The organism is Actinobacillus indolicus (genome assembly GCF_004519515.1).
Taxonomy (GTDB): Bacteria; Pseudomonadota; Gammaproteobacteria; order Enterobacterales; family Pasteurellaceae; genus Glaesserella; species Glaesserella indolica_A.
On the sequence record NZ_CP038145.1, the window covers coordinates 1896932 to 1918706 of the forward strand.

At 38.2% G+C, this 21775-nt stretch carries 18 protein-coding genes; 13 read left to right on the forward strand and 5 right to left on the reverse strand.

Annotation, left to right across the window (positions count from 1 at the left end; translation table 11 throughout):
* Positions 1-253 precede the first annotated feature (253 nt).
* On the forward strand, positions 254-658 hold the full coding sequence (locus EXH44_RS09435; protein ID WP_162857242.1) for a filamentous hemagglutinin N-terminal domain-containing protein: 405 nt from the start codon (positions 254-256) through the stop codon (positions 656-658).
* Positions 659-661: 3 nt separating this feature from the next.
* Here the strand turns inward: EXH44_RS09435 and EXH44_RS09440 are convergent, their stop codons facing one another.
* Complete coding sequence (locus EXH44_RS09440; RefSeq protein ID WP_162856388.1) at positions 662-1315, reverse strand: IS1595 family transposase; 654 nt, start codon at positions 1313-1315, stop codon at positions 662-664.
* A gap of 85 nt (positions 1316-1400) precedes the next feature.
* Here EXH44_RS09440 and EXH44_RS09445 point away from each other — a divergent pair, with 85 nt between their 5' ends.
* The 10 genes from EXH44_RS09445 (at position 1401) to recO (ending at position 14384) form a co-directional block, all read left to right on the forward strand.
* A complete protein-coding gene (locus tag EXH44_RS09445; protein WP_341867676.1) occupies positions 1401-4430 on the forward strand; it encodes a bactofilin family protein in 3030 nt (1009 codons plus the stop codon).
* Between the two features lie 2 nt (positions 4431-4432).
* A complete protein-coding gene (locus EXH44_RS09450) occupies positions 4433-6010 on the forward strand; it encodes a ShlB/FhaC/HecB family hemolysin secretion/activation protein (protein WP_162857244.1) in 1578 nt (525 codons plus the stop codon).
* Positions 6011-6100: 90 nt separating this feature from the next.
* Entirely contained in the window at positions 6101-7177 is a 1077-nt protein-coding gene (locus EXH44_RS09455) for a tetratricopeptide repeat protein (protein ID WP_162857246.1), read from the forward strand.
* A gap of 221 nt (positions 7178-7398) precedes the next feature.
* A complete protein-coding gene (locus EXH44_RS09460; protein ID WP_162857247.1) occupies positions 7399-8163 on the forward strand; it encodes a hypothetical protein in 765 nt (254 codons plus the stop codon).
* 193 nt (positions 8164-8356) lie between these two features.
* A complete protein-coding gene (gene lepA / locus EXH44_RS09465; RefSeq protein ID WP_162857570.1) occupies positions 8357-10150 on the forward strand; it encodes a translation elongation factor 4 in 1794 nt (597 codons plus the stop codon).
* Between the two features lie 144 nt (positions 10151-10294).
* A complete protein-coding gene (gene lepB / locus EXH44_RS09470) occupies positions 10295-11257 on the forward strand; it encodes a signal peptidase I (RefSeq protein ID WP_162857249.1) in 963 nt (320 codons plus the stop codon).
* 196 nt (positions 11258-11453) lie between these two features.
* Entirely contained in the window at positions 11454-12125 is a 672-nt protein-coding gene (gene rnc / locus EXH44_RS09475) for a ribonuclease III (RefSeq protein ID WP_162857571.1), read from the forward strand.
* Positions 12126-12146: 21 nt separating this feature from the next.
* Positions 12147-13049 (forward strand): GTPase Era, encoded by a 903-nt coding sequence (era, locus tag EXH44_RS09480; RefSeq protein ID WP_162857251.1) that lies wholly within the window; start codon positions 12147-12149, stop codon positions 13047-13049.
* Positions 13050-13107: 58 nt separating this feature from the next.
* Complete coding sequence (locus tag EXH44_RS09485) at positions 13108-13608, forward strand: hypothetical protein (protein WP_162857253.1); 501 nt, start codon at positions 13108-13110, stop codon at positions 13606-13608.
* A gap of 53 nt (positions 13609-13661) precedes the next feature.
* On the forward strand, positions 13662-14384 hold the full coding sequence (gene recO / locus EXH44_RS09490) for a DNA repair protein RecO (protein WP_162857255.1): 723 nt from the start codon (positions 13662-13664) through the stop codon (positions 14382-14384).
* Here the strand turns inward: recO and metX are convergent, their stop codons facing one another.
* Positions 14385-15458 carry a homoserine O-acetyltransferase MetX gene (metX, locus tag EXH44_RS09495; RefSeq protein ID WP_162857256.1) on the reverse strand — a complete coding sequence of 358 codons (1074 nt, stop codon included), beginning with the start codon at positions 15456-15458 and terminating at the stop codon, positions 14385-14387.
* A gap of 249 nt (positions 15459-15707) precedes the next feature.
* On the opposite strand from metX, the gene EXH44_RS09500 reads away from it, so the two are divergent.
* Positions 15708-16595, forward strand: a complete 888-nt coding sequence (locus tag EXH44_RS09500; RefSeq protein ID WP_162857258.1) for a helix-turn-helix domain-containing protein — start codon at positions 15708-15710, stop codon at positions 16593-16595.
* A 59-nt stretch (positions 16596-16654) separates the two neighbouring features.
* Here EXH44_RS09500 and EXH44_RS09505 read toward each other — a convergent pair whose 3' ends face one another.
* The 3 genes from EXH44_RS09505 to EXH44_RS09515 are packed head-to-tail and all read right to left on the reverse strand — an operon-like array spanning position 16655 to position 20636.
* The gene (locus EXH44_RS09505; protein WP_162857259.1) at positions 16655-17566 is read right to left on the reverse strand and encodes a DmsC/YnfH family molybdoenzyme membrane anchor subunit; all 912 of its coding nucleotides are present in this window, start codon (positions 17564-17566) and stop codon (positions 16655-16657) included.
* A 1-nt stretch (position 17567) separates the two neighbouring features.
* Positions 17568-18188 carry a DMSO/selenate family reductase complex B subunit gene (locus EXH44_RS09510; RefSeq protein ID WP_162857260.1) on the reverse strand — a complete coding sequence of 207 codons (621 nt, stop codon included), beginning with the start codon at positions 18186-18188 and terminating at the stop codon, positions 17568-17570.
* A 6-nt stretch (positions 18189-18194) separates the two neighbouring features.
* Positions 18195-20636, reverse strand: a complete 2442-nt coding sequence (locus EXH44_RS09515; RefSeq protein ID WP_162857261.1) for a DMSO/selenate family reductase complex A subunit — start codon at positions 20634-20636, stop codon at positions 18195-18197.
* A gap of 248 nt (positions 20637-20884) precedes the next feature.
* On the opposite strand from EXH44_RS09515, the gene EXH44_RS09520 reads away from it, so the two are divergent.
* Complete coding sequence (locus EXH44_RS09520; RefSeq protein WP_162857263.1) at positions 20885-21775, forward strand: DMT family transporter; 891 nt, start codon at positions 20885-20887, stop codon at positions 21773-21775.

Consider the following 21775-nt stretch of genomic DNA (forward strand, 5'->3'; position numbering starts at 1 on the left):
AGTGAATGGAAAAGATGATAGGGAGCAAGGGCGAAAGTGTCAAATGTTGTTTTTACAGCTTACATTGAAATAAATCACTCCTTAAGCAAAGCCAAGCTAAGGATTCAATCGCTCTTTTTACATAATCCTATTTCTTTGTTATTCCCTATTATTTTCTATTTAATTCACACAAAAACAAGAGTATAATTTAAGCAAATTTTGCATCTTTATAGTGCTAAAGCTGAACTTTAAATCTTCAAAAAGAGAGTCCTTTATGAAAGAAAAAATTTATCAGAGCAATCAATCAGTTAGTAAATCAAGTAGCATAATTTCCCCAAATACTAACGTCCATACTTCTTCTTTAAAACTCACTCCTATTGCTTCTCTTTTACTATTACTCTTTTCTTCCCCTTCTTTTGCGAATGGCTTACAAGGGATGGAAGTCATTGCGGGGAAAGCGCATATGGAAGTGAATGGTGTCACAACAACTATTAAAAACTCACCAAATGCGATACTTAACTGGAAAAGTTTCAATATCAATAAGGGCGATCTTGTTCAATTTATTCAAGAAAATAAAAATTCTGCAGTTTTCAATAAAGTTGTCTCTAACCAACTCTCTGAACTTCACGGTACATTAAAATCAAACGGACAAGTTTTTTTAAGGGGCTGTAGTAGATAAGGTCTAAATCCCACACCATTTTCTCAATATTTTAAGCTGATTAGATGGTGTGCTGTAGTTAAATCTAAACTCACATTCTTTGATAAAAAGATGGAAGTTTTTCTTGTCAATGCCATTGTATTTTCTAAGTACTCGTTTGGCTTGAGACCAGAAATTTTCAATGCCATTGATGTGGTTGTGATCTTTGACAAACTCTTTGGAATGATTGATGCGAAAGTGTTTAAACTCACTCACATCAAGAGCATTATAGCTTCTGTAACCATCTGTGTAAACGATGCTATCTGGCTTGATTTTGCTTGAGATGATAGGCATTAAGGTACTTTGCTTGGTATCTTTTACAACAACAGTATAAACCTTGCCATTACGCTTCAAAAGACCAAATACAGCTGTTTTGCCACCAGCTCCACGACCTCGCTTGCCTTTGCGAATGCCACCGAAGTAGCTTTCATCAAGCTCTACTTCGCCATCAAACAAAGTGTGAGCTTCAAGGTTGAGATTATATTCTATCACAAGTCTGATTTTGCGGTAAAATAAAGCTGCTGAATTGTGCTGAATGCCAAGCAAATCACTTGCTGTTCTAGCAGTAACTTGTGCAACAAAAAATTCAAGCAGTTTTATTTGAACTTTTTTACTTAATTTACAACGAGTTATCTTCATGTTTGTAGTATAGCATAAGTGCTAATCTACTACAGCCCCTTTTTTAATCAACCCAAATGGCATCATTTTTGGGAAAGATGCTGTTATTGATACATCTTCTTTTGTCGCCTCAACACTGAATATCTCTAATGAAGATTTGAAAAAAGGCAAATTTGCTTTTGAACAGGCCAAAGATAAAGCGATGGCCGAAATCGTCAATAATGGTTTAATCACGGTGTCTAAGAATGGAACAGTGGCATTTGTTGGTGGCTCGGTGACTAATAATGGAAAAATTAAAGTTGAAAATGGCAATGTATTTTTACTTGCAGGACAAAAAATTACGCTAAGCGATCTTTCCAATCCAGCAATCACTTACAGTTTATCTGCACCAAAAAATAAAGTACTTAATCTTGGTGATGTATTTGCTAAAAATGGAAAAATCACTCTTTCAGGCGGTAAAGTAACCAATAAAGGCACGCTTAATGTTCACAGCACAGATAAAGATAAACAAGGTCACGTTACCATTTCAGCTAAAGAGGGTGATGTTTCTTTGGGTGGAAAAATTTCAGCGGATGGTGTTTACCGTGGTGGAGCAATCAAAATTACAGGGAAAGGTATCACAGTTGAAGAGAATGCGGTAATCGATCTTAAAGGCAAGCAAGGTGGTGGCACAGCTTATATTGGCGGTGACGAACAAGGTAAAGGCACAATCCAACTTGCTGAAAAAACAGAAATCAAAAAAGGTGCAAAAATTGATGCCTCTGCTACAGAAAAAGGCAATGGAGGAAAAGTCGTTATCTGGGGCGATAAAGCTAAAGTAGATGGAAAAATTACGGCTAAAGGCGGCGAAAAAGCAGGTGATGGTGGTTTTGTTGAAACATCGGGGAATATTCTTAAATTAAGTAAAAATCTACATATAGATACCTCTGCACCTAAGGGAAAATTAGGCGATTGGTTATTAGATCCTGTAAATGTTTTTGTCAGAGACTGTTCACTAACTTCTTATTGCAATTCAGATGATGTAAATATGACTTTTATTGATAAAAGTATGTTTGAAAATGGTCTAAAATACACTAATGCTTTTATCACAGCCTCTACCGGCATCACCTTTGAAGATACGATAAATGTATCAGAATCTGAAACTGAAACCACATTTCAACTGAAAGCTCCATATATAAGTTTGTCTAGACCTATTATTGCACCGAAAGTAACTTTAGATATACAAACTGCCGAGCTCAATTCAATATTTGGATTTCATGTAAACAACTTTTATCTAAATAAACATACGACAGAAGAAAAAGGTATTGCATATTTTGGTTCTAGTGGCGATTATGGATATAAGGTAGAAAATCTATTCAAAATAAGTTCATTTGATGATGTGCACTTTCACTCAAACTATGGTTTAGAAACAAAAATAGCTAGTATAGATAGTTATAAACTATCTTTGGGGGGAATAACATCAGAACAACTTAGTATTAAGTCCCATAAAATAGGGTTTCAATCTATACATACCAAAGATTTAGAAATATTACCTTTAGAAATAAAAGATCAAGCTACTATAAACCATGAAGAACCATCTATTAACATAGGAAGTTTATATACATCGGGTAATAGCACTTTACATACTAAAGGTAATATATTTATTAATCATGATATTTTATTAAGTGGAGATTCACCTTTAAATATAATAGGTAATGTTAATTTTAGGGAAAATGAATATGCTAAAAATATAAATGGAAATGATAATTTTATTTCTATTAAAGGAAATGTCGAAGGTTACGGAAATATCAAGACTCTCGGGGGATTATTGATTCAGGGAAATGTAAATAACAATGGAAATATTGAAGGTGAACATATTTCTATTGAAGGAGATATAGATGGCAATAATAATATAAGGGGGTGGGATGATTTATTAATTAAAGGAGATATAAAAGGTAGTGGGAGAATTAAGGGCTATAATATTAATATTATTGGGGATATAAGTGGTAATAAAAGTATATCAGCAGATGGTAAAATGAATATTAAAGTTAATGCCTCTGATTATGAACTATCTAATAAAAAGTTAGAAGCAGGAAGAACTCTCGAGATCAGTAATTCACATGGCAATATTATTAATGTGTCTAATAATGATATTAAAGCTGTAGAAGGAATAAAAATTTCTGCTAAAGGAAAAATTGAAAATGGTGCAGGAAATATCCTAGAAGAAAAAGGTAACAATAAATTTAAAACAGCAGGAGCTTATGATGTTTGCATTTCTGATTCAGCTGGTGAATTATGCCGAAAAGTACATTTAGAAAATATAGATAAACCTGTAGAAGAGCGGCCAAAGAATGAAGAAACATCTATTGATGATCAAACTGATAACGTTGACAAACCTGTAGAAGAGAAGCCAAAGAATGAAGAAGCTCCTATCAATGATCAAACAGAGAATGTTGATAAACTGGCAGAAGGTCAACTAGATAACGAAGAAAAAATTAGCTTTGATGATAAAGATATTGAGCTATATAAAGAGTATCTTGATGGAAAAAGAGTAAGTCATGAAATATTAAAGCATTTTAAAGAACATGATTATTTTACACCTGAAAATGTATACTCTGATGCTCGTTTAAAAAGAGTTAATGAACTAACTTCAAAAGAGGATTTAGAAAAGGCTCTATTGGAAGCTCGAACGGTAGATAAAATATATCAAAATCAAATGGATACGCTAGAATTTGCGAGTTATATGATTATGAGTAGTGATATAGGAATTGAAATAGTGGATTCTATTTCTGCAAGAGTATTAGGTATAAAAAATCTCTCTGACTTTGTTAAGGTTGCATATGATTTGATTAATGAAAAACCAAATAAAAAAACAGTTATAACTGCATCATCAGAATCATTAATGGCATTACAATCACGTTATGAAGAGAAGCTTGAAGAGATTTTTTCTAAAAAACCACCTATGTTTAATAAGGTATATCAGGGGTTTAAGAAACTTAAACGTTTAAATGATTCACTGGAATATATTAAAAAGATGGTGGTTATATATAATAATTTTTTGACTATAAAAAAAATAGAGCAAAATCGAAAAGGTGTAAATAAAGTTATTAAAGATTTATCTGTTAAAATTGTAGATTTAGAGAAAAAAGGAAAGTAAAAATGAAAAAATATTATGCGTTTTTATCATTATTTTTATCCGGTTATGTTTTTTCAAATGAGATTGGTATGTATAAAGGGATACATCTTATTGGAGATGTTGGTAATATAATTATAGATGATGAGTCCATATCAAAAGAGTTATGCTGTAATAGTGAAATAGATATGTTGGTAAAACATATTGAATATTTAATAAATGTTAATAATATAAATAAATATTCGGTTGCTCCAAGAGTATTACTAAATGATAAAGTTATTTTGGAAGTTATTGAACTTTATAAAAATAAAAAAATATATTACAAAGGTACTGCCGACTATTCTGATCAAAACATTGAAGCTTCTCTCCCATCTCTCAAGGAAAATAAATTCCACGAAGATGGGAGACAATGGTTTGAACAACGTGAGTTGAATATGGCTCAAGAAAATCCATTAAAAGTCACGCTAATGCATTATGAGCTAGAGCCTGAAACTAAAAGCTCTACACTTACAGTGTACTCACATGCCCCCTATGGCAAACGTTACAACTATATTGCAGTAGATAACTATGGTAGTCGTCATTTGAATTATGGTCGTTTCAGTTTAGGGCATATTAATGCGAATTTATCTGGTAATGATGATGTATTGACGTTTAATGCTCTCAGTAGTTTTAAGCGACCTGAAGATTCTTATGCTTTTAATTTGAGTTATTTATATCCATTTTATAAACAACATCAAACGCTTGGTATGAATTTATCTTATAGTCATACCGATAGTGACGAAAAAAATGGGCTTCTTAATGGATTAGACCGAAAAACAGCTCAAGGTAATTTATTACAAATTGGCTTGAATTGGAGTTATTATCTCCCAACCCTTGATATAGGAATAAAAGATCAACTGAAATTCAACGCAGGTTATTTATACCGTTATTATGATCAACGTTCTCGTATTGAGGCAAATCAAGGAGCCTTAGCCTTAGATAATAACTTCAGAGTGGGATTAGCTGGTGTAAATATAGGGTTGTCTGGAGAAATTAAACCGACATTATCTAGCACTGTGCTTTTTAATGTTAATCAAGCCTATTATTCCGATCAAATTCCAGGCTCAAATAAAACAGATGATTTAAGTAAGTTTGGTTATGAGCGCAACTATAATCTAACGAGTTATAGCTTGAGCTATTCTCAAGATATTAAAAATTGGAATATTAAAACATCATTAGAAGGGCAATATTCTGCTAATAAAATACCAAGTTTAGACTATCACTCAATCGCTAGTGTATATAGTGTTCGTGGTTTTAGATATAGTGGATTGAGTTCGGATAAAAGCATTATTTGGCGTTCTGAAATTACTACGCCAGAATATAGTAACTTGAATTTGAAAAACTATATTTTCTATGATTGGGGGAAATTTAGTTATAATGATTCAAATCGACAAGATGGAATTGTTTCATCTATAGGCCTAGGTTTAAAAGTAACACCAGTAAAAGGGCTGAATTTTGACTTGTTTGTTGCTAGACGTTTATATAATGCTAAATTAGATAGTTTAGATAATGGCAAAATGTCAGATAAAGTCAGCTTTTGGGGAAAAATGAGTTACGGCTTTTAAATAATTTCATTTAACAACCTCACAGGCGGATATTTTTCTAAACATTTTTAATAAATTGATAATTCAAATTCATTTAATCATGAGGTATTTATGAGAAAAAATTTATTTACCTTAACCAAAATTGCGGCATTAAGCCTAGTCTTAGCATCAGGCAGTGTTTTTGCTGATATAGATTATGACAAACTGCCACTGAAAGATCTGACGGAATTAGCACAAAAAGGAGATAGTCATGCTCAAGTGCAGTTGGGCTATCGATATGATGAGGGGATTGGTCTCAAAAAAGATCACGAAAAAGCAGTTGAGTTTTATTTAAAAGCCGAAAAACAAAATAACGCAACGGCTCAAAATAATTTAGGTTGGGCTTATCATCAAGGATTAGGTGTAAAACAAGATTATACCAAAGCGAAAGAATGGTATGAAAAAGCTATTGCTAATAAAGAGGGAAGTAAAAAAACACACGCTTTAGCTATGAACAATTTAGGTGAACTGTATAGAGAAGGGCTTGGTGTAGAAAGCAATTCTGATAAGGCTTTAGAGCTTTATTTAGAAGCTGAAAAAATAAGGCCACATTCTGGAACAGAATTTGAAATTGGTCTGTTATATGATGATAAAAAGGATTATAAACAGGCCGCAGAGTGGTATCAAAAATCTGCGGCTCAAGGGGATTATAGAGCACAAAATAATTTAGGTAATTTATATCGCAGGGGAAAAGGTGTTGCTCAAGACTATAAAAAAGCAATGGAGCTTTATCAACAAGCAGCTGCACAAAATAATAACAGAGCTTATAGCAATATTGGTGATTTATATGCAGAAGGTTTAGGTGTAAAACCTGATGATAAGAAAGCTTTTGAATATTACACTAAAGCTTTTGAAGCGAGTAATCCTTATGTTTACGAAAATTTAGTTGATTTTTATATGAATGGACGTGGTGTGGCGAAAGATGAAGTTAAAGCATTTCAATTAGTGCTACAGAAAGCCCCAAGCTATGATAAATTTAATCGTTTCTTTGAAAAGTATCCAAATTTTAATAAAGATTCTATGAAAAATTTCCTTTGCAAAAATAAAGCAAATGCTGAGCTATTATTTAATGCAGGAGTAAGATGGGGAGTGCCAAAAGAAAAAAATCCTTCACCAGAAGTCTTGATTAAACAGTTTTGTTCGAAATAAATGTTTAAGTAAAAAGTGCGGAATATTTACAGATTATTTTTTCGCACTTTTTTAGTTTCTATGAAAAAGGATACATCTTAATAACCTATACAGTTCAGTTTAAGAAGAGTAGTTATCAATCTATTTTAAGATAATTGTATGCGATCAAAACAAAAATAGGCTTTATTGATAATATCTTTAGACATAAATCTTTCTATTTAAATATCATAAGGAGTTAGCCGATGAATAAATGGGGAATATTATGGATGGGAATTGCATCATTAGTGCTTACAGGTTGTACGGCTGAGCAAAGATCTTCCCTTGCAAATGAAGGTAGATCATCATCAGAGATAGGGACTCAGCTAGTTGGTGCTCTTATTGGTAAAATCAATTCCAGTATTAAACCTAATGATTATCCAACAGCGAAAGAATTACGAAAAGAGCTTACTATTACACAAGAGCTTATTCATACAATTCGTCAAACTTTGAGAGAGGGAAGGGAGGCTGAAAGAGGCTATAATAACGTAGGAGTACGAGAGTCACATGAAAAACAAGCTGAGTATCTCTATGGTCAAATAACGAGATTTGAAAATGAATTACATAATATAAAATCAGCACATCTTGATAATTTTGCTCAAGAATCTTGTGGTTATTTGTGTGTTGCCGTTCATAGTTCACCAGCCAGCCGTATGGACTTTAAACAGAGAATGATTCGTTCAACTATGGCAAATTTAGAGCATGCAAAACGAGAATATCAAGTATTTGTTAATGAAAAACTTCAAGGAAGTGACTCAAAGGCTATACGTAGTCAAGTTGCTCACTCTCTTAATCAGGTTAATGAAAAATTGGGGCGACTTTGTGAAATAGGATTAAATGGCCAGACTTCTCAAATATATACTTACTATGATGAAGATCGTAATTCTTGGGAAGTGGTGGAATTAAGAGTTGACTCCCCTATAAATTGTGCAAAACAATTACTACTTTTTGAAGATATTGAAGCAGAGTAAAGTCAGCTAGATCTAATAAGGCAATTTTTCAGCCATCAAAGCCTATAGCAAATTTTGTTATAGGCTTATTTAAATTTATTACTGAATCCCACCGCTTTCCTTTTCCCTTTCCTGTAATTTTCAGGTACAATCCGCCGATTATTTTTCTTTTATCAATAACAATACAAATAGGACATTTACTGCCCTTATGAAAATGCAGAACATTCGTAACTTTTCTATTATTGCTCATATTGACCACGGTAAATCGACTTTATCTGACCGCTTGATCCAAACTTGCGGTGGTTTGTCAGATCGTGAGATGGAAGCTCAAGTGTTAGACTCTATGGATCTTGAGCGTGAGCGTGGTATTACCATTAAAGCACAAAGTGTTACCTTAAATTATCAAGCAAAAGATGGTCAAACCTATCAGTTAAACTTTATCGATACGCCAGGACACGTGGACTTCTCTTATGAAGTTTCTCGTTCCCTTGCTGCCTGTGAAGGGGCGTTGTTGGTCGTTGATGCTGGACAAGGTGTGGAAGCACAAACCCTTGCTAACTGTTACACGGCGATTGAGATGGATTTGGAAGTGGTGCCGATTTTAAACAAAATTGACTTGCCTGCAGCGGATCCTGAGCGTGTTGCAGAAGAGATTGAAGATATTGTCGGGATTGATGCGATGGAAGCGGTGCGTTGCTCAGCAAAAACTGGCGTGGGTATCGATCTCGTTTTAGAAGAAATCGTGGCGAAAATTCCAGCCCCAGAGGGCGATCCTGATGCACCGTTGCAAGCCTTGATTATTGACTCGTGGTTCGATAACTATTTAGGCGTGGTTTCCCTTGTGCGTGTCAAAAATGGTGTGTTAAAAAAAGGCGATAAAATCAAGGTAATGAGTACAGGACAATCTTATCAAGTGGATCGTCTCGGTATTTTCACGCCAAAACAAGTGGATACTACGGAATTAAAAACAGGCGAAGTAGGTTGGGTGGTCTGTGCGATTAAAGATATTTTAGGTGCACCGGTTGGGGATACTTTAACCCATCATCACAATCCTGCAAGCGAAGTGTTACCAGGCTTTAAAAAAGTAAAACCGCAAGTTTATGCAGGCTTATTCCCGATTAGCTCTGATGATTATGAAGCGTTCCGTGATGCGTTGGCGAAATTGAGCTTAAATGATGCGTCGCTTTTCTATGAGCCAGAAAACTCAACGGCATTAGGCTTTGGCTTCCGCTGTGGCTTCTTAGGCTTGTTGCATATGGAGATCATTCAAGAGCGTTTAGAACGTGAGTATGATTTAGATCTCATTACCACAGCACCGACAGTAGTTTATGAAGTGGAACAAACCAATGGCGAGGTTATCTATGTAGATAGCCCGTCGAAGTTGCCTGCGATTAACAATATTGCGGAAATTCGTGAGCCGATTGCAGAATGTAATATGTTGTTACCGCAAGAGTTTTTAGGCAATGTGATTACACTTTGTGTGGAAAAACGTGGTGTACAGACAAATATGGTGTATCACGGTAATCAAGTAGCATTAACCTATGAAATTCCGATGGGTGAAGTGGTATTGGATTTCTTCGACCGCTTAAAATCGACTTCGCGTGGTTATGCGTCTTTGGATTATGGTTTCAAACGTTTCCAAGCGGCAGATATGGTGCGTGTGGATATTATGATCAACGGCGAGCGTGTCGATGCGTTAGCGTTAATCGTCCACAAAGCCAACGCCCCTTATCGTGGTCGTGAGTTAGTGGAAAAAATGAAAGAGTTAATTCCACGTCAGCAATTTGATATTGCGATCCAAGCGGCGATTGGTAACCATATTATCGCTCGTTCGACGGTGAAGCAGTTGCGTAAAAACGTATTGGCGAAATGTTACGGCGGTGACGTAAGCCGTAAGAAAAAACTGTTACAGAAGCAGAAAGAAGGTAAAAAACGAATGAAATCTTTAGGTAACGTGGAAGTGCCACAAGAAGCGTTCTTAGCGATTTTGCACGTTGGGAAAGATTAGTGAACAGATATATGTAGGGACACACTGAGTGTGTCCACATATAACATTCATATCTATTGATAAATTAAATGTTGTAATGGACACACTCAGAGTGTCCCTACATTTTGGATAGTAAATAAATTCCAAAAGGAGTGAGTGTTAAATATGAGCAATATTTTAACCATTGGTTTTATTGCAGTATTGTACGGTGTTTGGAAAGTGTTGGATTCAATGCAACTACCAAATACAATTTCCATTATATTAGTAGGTTTGGTCGTTATTTGTGGTGGCTTTTGGTCGTTTTACAAATTTAGTGCTGAACCTCGCCGCTTGCGTGCGATTGAGCGTGAAGAAAAGCGCTTAGGTAAACCGCTCTCAGCAGAAGAAAAAGCCGCAATTCAACCTCGTTCATTAGTGGGGGATTTTTTTGCGTCACTATTTGGGGTGTTGGCATTAGTCACTATTTTACGTTCATTTATTTTTGAGCCGTTCCAAATTCCAAGCGGTTCAATGGAGCCAACATTACGCGTGGGTGATTTTCTGTTAGTGAATAAATTTACTTATGGAATTAAAGACCCGATTTGGCAAAATACGCTTGTTCCGATGGGTAAGCCTGAACGTGGGGATATTGTGGTATTTAAAGCCCCAAAACAGCCACACGTTGATTATATCAAGCGTGTTGTGGGTGTCGGTGGCGACCGTGTGAAATATGATTTTCATACCCGTAATTTAACCGTTGTTCACGGCGATTCGGGCAAAGAAGTGGTGTTTAAATACGAAGGCGGTGCACCAAATCCTGACTTTTTCTACCACGGTGAAATGCAAGTTGAACGTACCGAGATTGGTGATGTTACCCACCAAATTTTAAATAATCCGCATGCTTTTAACTACGAGCCTTATTTCTTCAAACAAGACGGTATTCCTGCTGGGGAATGGGTAGTACCAGAAGGACATTATTTTGTGATGGGGGATAACCGTGATAACAGCGAAGACAGCCGTTTTTGGGGATTTGTCCCTGAAAAGAATATGGTCGGTAAAGCAAGTGTTATTTGGTTAAGCCTTGATAAGAAACCGAACGAATTTCCAAGCGGATTACGTTTTGAGAGAATGTTTACGGCGATTAAATAATAACGTTACTCTCCCACACTTGTGGGGGAGAGACAGCTCAAAATAGCGTAAGGCTATTTTGAGCAGAGAGAGGGCAAACAAGCGGTAAGATTTTATAAACAATTTGCAAAGCCCTCTCCCTCCGAAAATCCTACGGATTTTCTCCACCCTCTCCCGCAAGCGGGCGAGGGAATGAATTGAAATGACAAATAAACTTATGCAACTAGAACGATTACAGAAAAAATTAGGTTATCAATTTGCTAACCTTGATTACCTCACCCAAGCCCTCACTCACCGCAGTGCTGCGTCAAAAAATAATGAACGCCTTGAGTTTCTTGGCGATTCCATCTTAAATTTTGCCATTGGTAAAGCTCTATATGAAAAATTCCCTAAAGCGGATGAAGGGGAATTAAGCCGTATGCGTGCAGCATTGGTGAAAGAACAGACCCTTGCGGTTGTCGCTCGTCAGTTTGAGTTAGGCGAGTATATGAAATTAGGGGCTGGAGAATTAAAAAGTGGTGGTTATCGTCGAGAGTCCATTTTGTCCGATTGTGTGGAAGCGATTATTGCAGCGGTATATTTAGACGCTGGGATTGATCGAGCGATAGAGCGTGTGCATTGTTGGTATCAACAGCTTCTGAATGATATGCAACCAGGCGAAGCTCAAAAAGATCCAAAAACCCGTTTGCAAGAGTATCTACAAGGGCGTAAATTACCACTACCGACTTACGAAGTGATTGATATTAAAGGCGAAGCCCATAACCAAACTTTTAAAGTCAGTTGTAAAGTTGAAAAAGTCGATGAAATCTTTATCGGTAACGGCACGAGCCGTCGCAAAGCCGAACAAGATGCCGCATTGCAGGTGATAAAGGTTTTGGGGATAAAATAATATTTTTAAGAGAACAAAATAATGACAGATCAAAAAACATATTGTGGCTTTATTGCCATTGTTGGTCGCCCAAACGTAGGGAAATCAACGCTATTAAACAAAATTTTAGGGCAGAAAATTTCGATTACTTCTCGTAAAGCTCAGACAACACGCCACCGTATTTTAGGGATTAAAACCGAAGGGGCGTATCAAGAGATTTATGTCGATACTCCAGGGCTTCACATTGAAGAAAAAAGAGCGATTAACCGCTTGATGAACCGTGCGGCAGCCAGTGCGATTGGTGATGTCGATATGGTGATTTTTGTGGTAGAAGGTACGAAATGGACGGACGATGATGAAATGGTACTCAATAAATTGCGTTCGACCAAAGCTCCAGTGATTTTAGCGATTAACAAAGTGGATAATATCAAGGAAAAAGAAGAATTATTGCCACATCTTACCGCTTTATCGCAGAAATTCCCGTTTAAAGAGATTATTCCGATTTCAGCTCAACGGGGCAAAAACGTACATATTTTAGAGAAATTTGTGCGTGGGTCGCTAAAAGAGGGCATTCATCACTATCCTGAAGATTATGTTACCGATCGTTCGCAACGTTTTATGGCGTCAGAAATTATCCGTGAAAAATTAATGCGTTTTATGGGTGAAGAGCTGCCTTATTCGGTGACGGTTGAAATTGAGCAGTTTAAAACCAACGAACGTGGCACTTATGAAATCAATGGTTTGATTTTAGTGGAACGTGAAGGGCAGAAAAAAATGGTGATCGGCAACAAAGGTCAGAAGATCAAAGTGATCGGCACCGAAGCCCGTGCGGATATGGAACGTCTGTTTGATAATAAAGTCCACCTTGAGCTATGGGTGAAAGTTAAAGCCGGCTGGGCGGATGATGAACGTGCGTTAAGAAGTTTGGGTTATATTGACGAATAAATTATAAAAGATTGTGAAAGTACATATTTTCTATATGTACTTTTACTAGAGATAACGAATGGCAAAACTTATCAATGAAAATATATATCTAGATATATCAATAGGATATAACTATATAGATATTCATCAAACTGATGAGTATTACTATTATTTATCTATTTTTTGTAATGAGCAGCCAATTTTCTACATTCCTGAGTTTCGTTCTAAGAAAAAAAATACTTATATCATTGATTTTGAATTAAATGATGAGCGGTTATCTAAAACATTTATTCAGGCATTAACAAATGAATGTGAAAAGAATATAGGGGTAACATATGAAGGGTGTTTTGATTTATCCGTTATGCCAAATATAAGATCAGCCAAGAAATCTGATGAATGGGTCATTAAAGTTTCTCTTGATTCATTATTCTATGGTTCTCTATCTCCAGCTAGATTAGAAACAAATTTTAATTTTTATACGTCATATCAATCATTATTGAAATTCTCAAAAGATCTTGAAAAAGAAGAAAATGAAGCTGTAGCACATTATGAAATTAAATATGGCTCAATAAAGCGCTAACCTTGAAAAATCTTAATCTATTTAGGATACTGTTTAAATTTTAAAGGGATATAATGATCGAACAGTGGCAACGTGGCTTTGTGCTACATCGTAGAGAGTACAGCGAAAGCAGTCTGCTTGTTGATTTTTTCACTGAAAATCACGGGCGGATTACCTTACTTGCTAAAGGGGCAAGACGACCACGTTCGCCATTGAAGTCTGTTCTCCAACCCTTTACCCCGTTATTACTGAAATGGACGGGCAAAGGGGACTTAAAAACACTCACCAAAGCCGAACCGGCTTCCTTGACCTTACCTATGCAAACCCTGGCACTGTATAGCGGTTTTTATGTCAATGAAGTGCTTGCAAGAGTATTGGAAAATCACACCGCTTACCCTGAGTTATTTCAGCATTATCTACACTGTATGACAAAGTTGGCAAGCCAGCCAAATGAGATTGAACCGATCTTACGCGCTTTTGAATTTCAAACACTTAAAGCATTAGGTTATGGGGTAGATTTTTGTCATTGTGCCGCAACAGGTAAGCCTGTCGATCCCAAAATGACCTATCAATTTAGAGAAGGTGAAGGCTTTATCGCTTCGCTACTGCAAAATAATCACACCTTTATCGGCAAAGATTTATTAGCTTTTTCGGAAATGGATTTTTCAGAGAAAGACACCTTACAGTCAGCAAAACGCTTCACCCGCATTGCCTTGAAGCCTTATCTAGGATCAGCACCGCTGAAAAGCCGAGAGCTGTTTCAGTCAGTGTTGCCGAATAGGTTGAAAAGCGTTTAATTACTTCGCAATCCCTTTCTTAATCATCTCTTCAAAAAACGGATAATCCACTAAAAACGCGTCGTGTCCAAAGTCGGAATGAAATTCGTAAAAATCGACGGCAATGCCTGCATTTTCTAAACGCTGTTTGCTTTTATGTAGGTCAATCTGTTTAAAGAGTTGATCGCTCGTTACACCAACAAGGGTGTAATTCGCTTTAATGCGACTGAGTGCTTCTTGCTCGTTTGCATAGGTTAAAGCAGGATCATAGAGATCTAAAGCTCTTAACAGGCGTAAGTAACTGTTGGCGTCAAAGCGATCTAGAAATTTGACCCCTTGATAGCTGAGATATGATTCTACTTGGAAATGATCACCCCAAATCGTTCCCGTCTGTTTCACTTCTCGCCCAAAGGCTTTGGCAAGTTGTACATCGGTGCGGTAGGTGAGCATACCAAGCATTCGGGCAATTTTTAAGCCGTTATCTGGGGGAGTACTGCCATAATAATCGCCGTTGTTAAAATGGGGATCGTTTATTACCGCTTGTCGCATAACGTGATTGAAGCCGATTGCTTCTGCACTCAAAGTAAGCGAAGAACAGAGATTAACCACATTTCTCACTTGTTCCGGATAATCAATCGCCCACTGTGTCGCTTGCATTCCACCAAAAGAACCGCCTACAACCGCTTGTAACTGGGTAATGCCCAACTTATCGATCAGGGCTTTTTGCACTTTCACAATATCTTGTACTGTGATAACAGGAAATTGACTGCCGTAAGGTTTGTTTGTTTGTGGATTAATAGACGAAGGACCAGTCGTACCTTTGCAACCGCCAAGCACATTCGAGCAGATAAAAAAGTATTTATCAGTATCAAAAGCTAATCCTGCACCGATGAAATCTTGCCACCAGCCTTTATCCGCAGGCGGTGCATAATAGGGTTCAGCGTCACCCGTTAAGGCGTGGCACAACAGCACAGCATTGCTTTTTTCAGCGTTCAATGTGCCATAAGTTTGGTAAGCGACATTGATAGGCGAAAGTGTTCCGCCTAAAGCAAGCTCAAGGGGAATATCATCAAAAAGAGTAATCTGCTGTGCCATAAAAATCCTTGCAAAAAACGGTAAAAAAGCGACCGCTTGTCTTTGAATAGCTTCAAGTTTACGAATAGGAAATAATTTCGTCAAGAAATTTTAGACATCTAAACGTCTAGATTTTTAAATGGCTAAATGCAAGCGGTCAGATTTAACTAATTTTTTACAAATAAGTTGTTTTTATTCGGTTTTTATCTGTTTATACTCCTGTTTTGTTTAATATGATCAGCTTATTATTCATTATAAAGGGGAGGTAAAATGGACTATTTAGATAGGTTAATTGAATTTGCCAATATTAAAGGAGAAATCAATGTATTATGCCGTTTTAATGGCAGTTGGCAATTAAACCACCCACAAAATAGAGATCTGTTAGGCGTGTTCCACATTATTTCAAAAGGACAGTGCTGTTTACGTTTGGAAGAACAATGCTATCACCTTAAGGAAGGGGATGTGTTCTTCTTACCTTATGGTTCAGCACACATTATAGAGAAACAGGTTGAAGCTGCTCCAGATCCGTTGAGAATTGATATACAACAGGAGTATGGTGCATTTACACTGTGTGCAAACAACCACTTATTACATGATTTTGAAATGTTTTGTGGTTATTTTCATTATTCCAGCTCATTGTCTCGTTCTTTCATTTCTTTACCACAATGGTATCTCTCTACGGAAAATCATTCTATTCTGTCGCTATTAGCCATATTGCGCCAAGAGGCAACGCCAGCATTAGGCGGTAAAGCAGTTGTAAATGCTTTATCTAATGTATTATTTACCTATTTAATTCGTGATTATTTAGCGCATCATCAGGTAAAAGAAGGCATTTTAGCGGCATTGCAAGATAACCGTTTAAGTTATGCGGTCAATGCGATGTTAGAAGATCCAGCTCAAGAGTGGACAATGGAAAGTCTTGCTGAGCGTTGTGCAATGTCAAGGGCGACCTTCATTAAACAGTTTAAAGAGAAAACGGGAATGTTGGCAGGGCAATTTTTAACGGAACTACGAATGCAGAAAGCGGAGAGTTTGTTGAAATACAGCCAAAAAAGTATCCAACAAATCGCAGCAGAGGTGGGATATAGCTCAGAAGCGCATTTTAGCAAGACATTCAAGCGGTATTATCACTGTTCGCCAAGTCAGTTTAGATCTTAGATTTTCTATCTACCTTCCCCATAAACAGGGGAAGGTAAGTTAAAGAAACATTATGTCTGTTAACCCCCTAACGCTTTCAATCCCACCGTCATATGTAATCCGTAAAACAAGGTTCTACCGAGTAATTCACCGATCAGGATTAACGCAAATCCGCTGAAGCTGATGAGTGCAGTGCGTTTTTTCAGTGCTACTAGCAATAAGACAATACCGACAATAATCAATCCAAAGCGGATAAAGGTGATAGTGAGATAATCAGGTACGAGATCTAATGCAGTGAAGATCGCCGTTTTTACCCCTAAGAGATATTGATAGTTCAAGTAGGTGCTAATTGCAGTGGCAATCGCCCCAACGATTGCAATACCAACCAAGCTTTTTTGTAAATACTCACCGCAACGTACCGCTTGTAATAAGCCGACTGCCAAAGCAGAACCAGCTAATACAGCCGTTAAGAAAAACGATACTGGCGTATAGACGCTATTCCACGTTGGCACAGTTGGGATTAGGTAGAGTTTTGCCATTGCCCCGATAAAAATTAAACCTGAAATAGCAACAACTACACGCCCCAACGGTTGCCACGCTGTTGGTAGTTTGTGTTCAATAGATGAAACAAAGCTAACAAGCGGTAAGTTTGGGCGATCTTTTTGCAAATAACGGCTAACCGCTAATACCCAGTAAGCACCACCAAGGGCAAAGAATAGTGAGCCAGTGGCGATTTCATTACTTAAATCCGATGCACCAACACGGTTTAATGCATTAAATGCTCGTTCAGGTGAACCTAAATGGGTGGTAGACGCAATAAAGCCGATTGCCATTAATACCCAAAGGGCTGTCATAATGTAATGGATTTTGTTTGCTGCTGTTTTACCTTGTGCTGTCGCAAGCAGTAAGCTAAGTGCAATAAATGCCCCAACAACTGTTTGAGCCAGTACGGTAAAAAAGACTAAGGGTAATTCGTGTAATCCAGCACCCATTTTATACCTCCTTCGGATTGGCTAAGAAACCGCCTTGATAGTTGGTCGGTTTGGCGTTGTTATTTAAACGCAATGCAATGTTCGGCTGGGTGTAGCTCGAATCTGGTAACGGGGCGACATCACGAATTTCACCATATTTTGCTTTAAGTTCATCGATCGGTAATAGATCTAACGCACGCAATGGGCAAGATTCGACGCACATTGGTTTTAAACCTTGTTCAACTCGTTCAAAACAGCCGTCGCATTTGGTCATTCTGCCGAGTTGTTGGTTAAATTGTGGCGCACCATAAGGGCAAGCCATTGAGCAATATTGACAACCGATACAAACTTCTTGATTAACTACCACAAAGCCGTCTTCACGTTTATGCATTGCACCGCTTGGGCAAACGCTCGCACAAGCGGGATTGTCGCAGTGGTTACAGGAAATCGACAGATAATAAGAGAATACATCTTGCGTCCACGCATCGCCCTGTTGTTTCCAACCGCCACCGCAGTATTCGTAAATACGGCGGAAGCTCACATCAGGGGTTAAATCTTTATAGTCTTTACACGCCAGTTCGCAGGTTTTACAGCCTGTGCAACGTTGCGAATCAATGTAAAATCCGTATTGTTTTTTACTCATAGCTTATTACCCCTTCACCACTGGTTCAATTTCAACTAAGTTCGTATGTTGTGGATTGCCCTTTGATAATGGCGACGGGCGTTGCGTCGTTAAGACGTTAAAGCTACCGTTATGATCCACCCGTTTTCCATCAGGCATATACCAAGCCCCTTCACCCATTGCAGTTACGCCTGGCATAATACGCGGTGTGACATTCGCCATTACACGCGTTTCACCACGATCATTGAAAATTCGCACCATTTCACCGTGTTTGATGCCACGTTTTTCGGCATCAAGCGGGTTGATCCAAACGGATTGTTGCGAAGCCTGTTGTAACACATCGACGTTGCCGTAGGTTGAGTGAACACGGGATTTATAGTGGAAACCGACAAGCTGTAACGGATATTGCTCACGCTTCGGATCATCCCAGCCTTCAAATTGACGAGCATAAATAGGCAATGGGCTAATCACATCACCTTCAGGCAATTTCCACGTTTCGGCGATTTTGGCCAAACGTTCGGAGTAGATCTCAATTTTGCCAGATGGGGTGGTGAGTGGATTTGCCACAGGATCTTCACGGAATTTTTTAAACGCCACCATATGTCCAGCAGGATCTTTCTGTTTGATAATGCCTTTTTCTCTAAACTCTTCAAAACTGAACTGTTGGAAGAACGGATTTTTCTCTTGAGTAAGTTTATAGAGATGGCGTAACCACTCTTCTTGGGTTCTGCCTTCGGTAAACTTCTCTTTAACCCCCATTTTTTCCGCAATGCCTGCCAAGATTTCATAGACGGGTTTGCATTCAAACTGTGGTTCAATCGCTTTATCTGCAAAAATGACATAGCCCATATTGCCTGCCGAACCGTCCATACAGAAGTCCATCTGCTCTGAAGTAGTACAGTCTGGTAAGAGAATATCGGCACATTTTGCGGTCGATGTCATATGGTTATCAATCACCACCAACATTTCGAGCATACTTTCATCTTGCAGAATATCTAGGGTACGGTTGATGTCTGAGTGTTGATTGATAATACAGTTGCCTGCGTAGTTCAGGATAAATTTAATCGGCTGATTGAGCTTCTCTGCACCTTTTAAACCATCGGTTAAAGCGGTCATTTCCTTGCCACGAGTTACGGCATCTGTCCACATAAAGATAGGAATTTTTGCTTTAATCGGGTTCTCGCCCACAGGCAAACGCACAAACGGCATTGTATAGAAACCTTCACGAGATCCGCTGTTGCCACCACTAATCCCCACGTTACCTGTTAAACAGGCTAACATGGCAATAGCACGGGCGGCTTGTTCACCGTTGGCGTGGCGTTGTGGCCCCCAACCTTGACAGATATAAGCAGGTTTTGTGGTCGCAATTTCTCGTGCAAGGCTGATAATACGCTCTTTTGGAATAGCGGTGATTTTTTCTGCCCATTCTGGAGTTTTTGTCGTTTGATCGTCCCCTTGTCCTAAAATATAGGCTTTGTAGTGAGCGTTCGGTTTTGCTGACGCAGGTAAGGTTTTTTCGTCATAACCGATACAATAAGTATCAAGGAAGGCTTGATCGACCAAGTTTTCGGTAATCATCACATACGCCATACCTTCCACTAATGCCGCATCTGTACCTGGGCGGATCGGGATCCACTCGCCACGACCTGCAATAGTGTCGTTATAACGTGGATCAATCATAATGGTTTTAGCTTGCGAACGTTCCGCCGCTTGTTGATAAAGGTAAGTCACACCACCGCCACTCATACGGGTTTCCGCAGGGTTATTGCCGAAATAGACCACGAGCTTGGAATTTTCAATATCCGTTGGGCTATTGCCTGCGTTACTGCCGTACATATAAGGAATAGCTTCAAAAATTTGAGCGTAGCTGTAAGTGCCGTGATGCCCTAGACAACCGCCGATACTGTTCATAAAACGGCTGGAAATACTGCGTGGTGGCGGATAAGATGCTGCAACTGTTGCTCCTAATGTGCCTGTGGCAAACGGCAAATAAAGGCTTTCGTTGCCGTATTGAGCAATAATGCGTTTTAAATTAGACGCAATTTCTTCAAAGGCTTCGTCCCAAGTGATACGTTTAAACTTACCTTCGCCACGCTTTCCAACCCGTTTCATCGGGTATTTCAAACGGTCGGGGTTATAAACACGACGACGCATTGAACGTCCCCTTGCGCAAGCACGCACTTGGTGGAAATCGCCGTAATTGTCTAAACCAAGATTATCGGTTTCTACATATTTAATCACGCCATCTTGAACGTGCATACGCAACGGGCAACGGCTGTGGCAGTTTACGGTACAAGCACTCCAAACAAGTTTTTCATTCGCCGTAGAAGCGGTTGTTTTTGGGTTCGCTTTTGCAATTGGAATTTGAACAGCACTTGCTGCAAGTGCCGCCCCACTTAACGCAGCACCACCTTTGAGAAACGAACGTCGTTCCGCCGAAAAATGGCTGCTGTCTGATTGATGTTTCATATAATTTCCCCACAAAATAGAAAATTGACCCGATTAAGTCATTCGTAGGGAATATAGAGATTTCCGTTGATGAAGTTTTGACGATTATCAAATTGCTCAGGAAGTTAGACGATAACGCTTTAGGTTGAGATTATTTCGTTATACATTTGATTGTATATCGATATGTTTAGATTTTTAAAATCAAGCTTGCAATTTCCCTTAGCTAGGCTATGCTAACAATTTGTTTTATTTTTCATTTTTAAGTAGTTATGTCACACCACCACCCCGTCAAAGGCACTATTGCAATTATTACCGCAGGCTTTTTATTTGCTTGTGTCAATACGCTTATTCCTAAATTAACTTCCGTTTCAACGATTGATGCCAGTGTTATTGCTCTGGTGCAATACCTTGTTGCGTTTGTCTTTTTAATGCCAAGTATGGCAAATATGGGCTTTTTTCAGTCGTTAAGAACGAAACATTTTGGTCAGCACTGTTTTCGGGTGTTTTTATCGGCAATCGGTATTCAATGCTGGACAATGGCTTTGGCTTATCCTATTCCCATTTGGCAGGGGATTGCGTTGTTGATGACATCGCCACTGTTTGTGACTATTGGCTCTGGGCTATTTTTGAAAGAGAAAGTAGATACAAAACGCTGGATTGCGACTTTCTTGGGATTTGTGGGGGCAATGATTATTTTAGAGCCTTGGTCAGAAAATTTTGAGTGGGTAGTGTTATTGCCTGTTGCTGCCGCATTTTTCTGGGCGTGTTATTCGTTGATGGTGAAAAAACTGTCTAGTGAAGATTCGCCAACCACAATGGTCGCCTATCTATTTATTCTAATTACTCCATTTAACTTGTTGATTGCATTGACGAATTTAAGCCCTGAAGGATTTAGTTTGCCGTCATTTAGTGATTTTGGTTTCTTGATTTTATTAGGTTTTTTAACGGCATTAGCACAGCTTGCGGTGGCTAAAGCCTATAATCTTGCTGATGCCTCTTATATTCAGCCGTTTGATTTTATTAAGTTACCATTGAACGTTTTAGCAGGTTGGCTTGTCTTTAACTGGGTGCCACCGGGTAAGCTATGGTTAGGAGCGGCGATTATTATTGGGGCAACAATTTATATTACTCATGTGGAAGCAAAGCAAGTGCAAAAATAG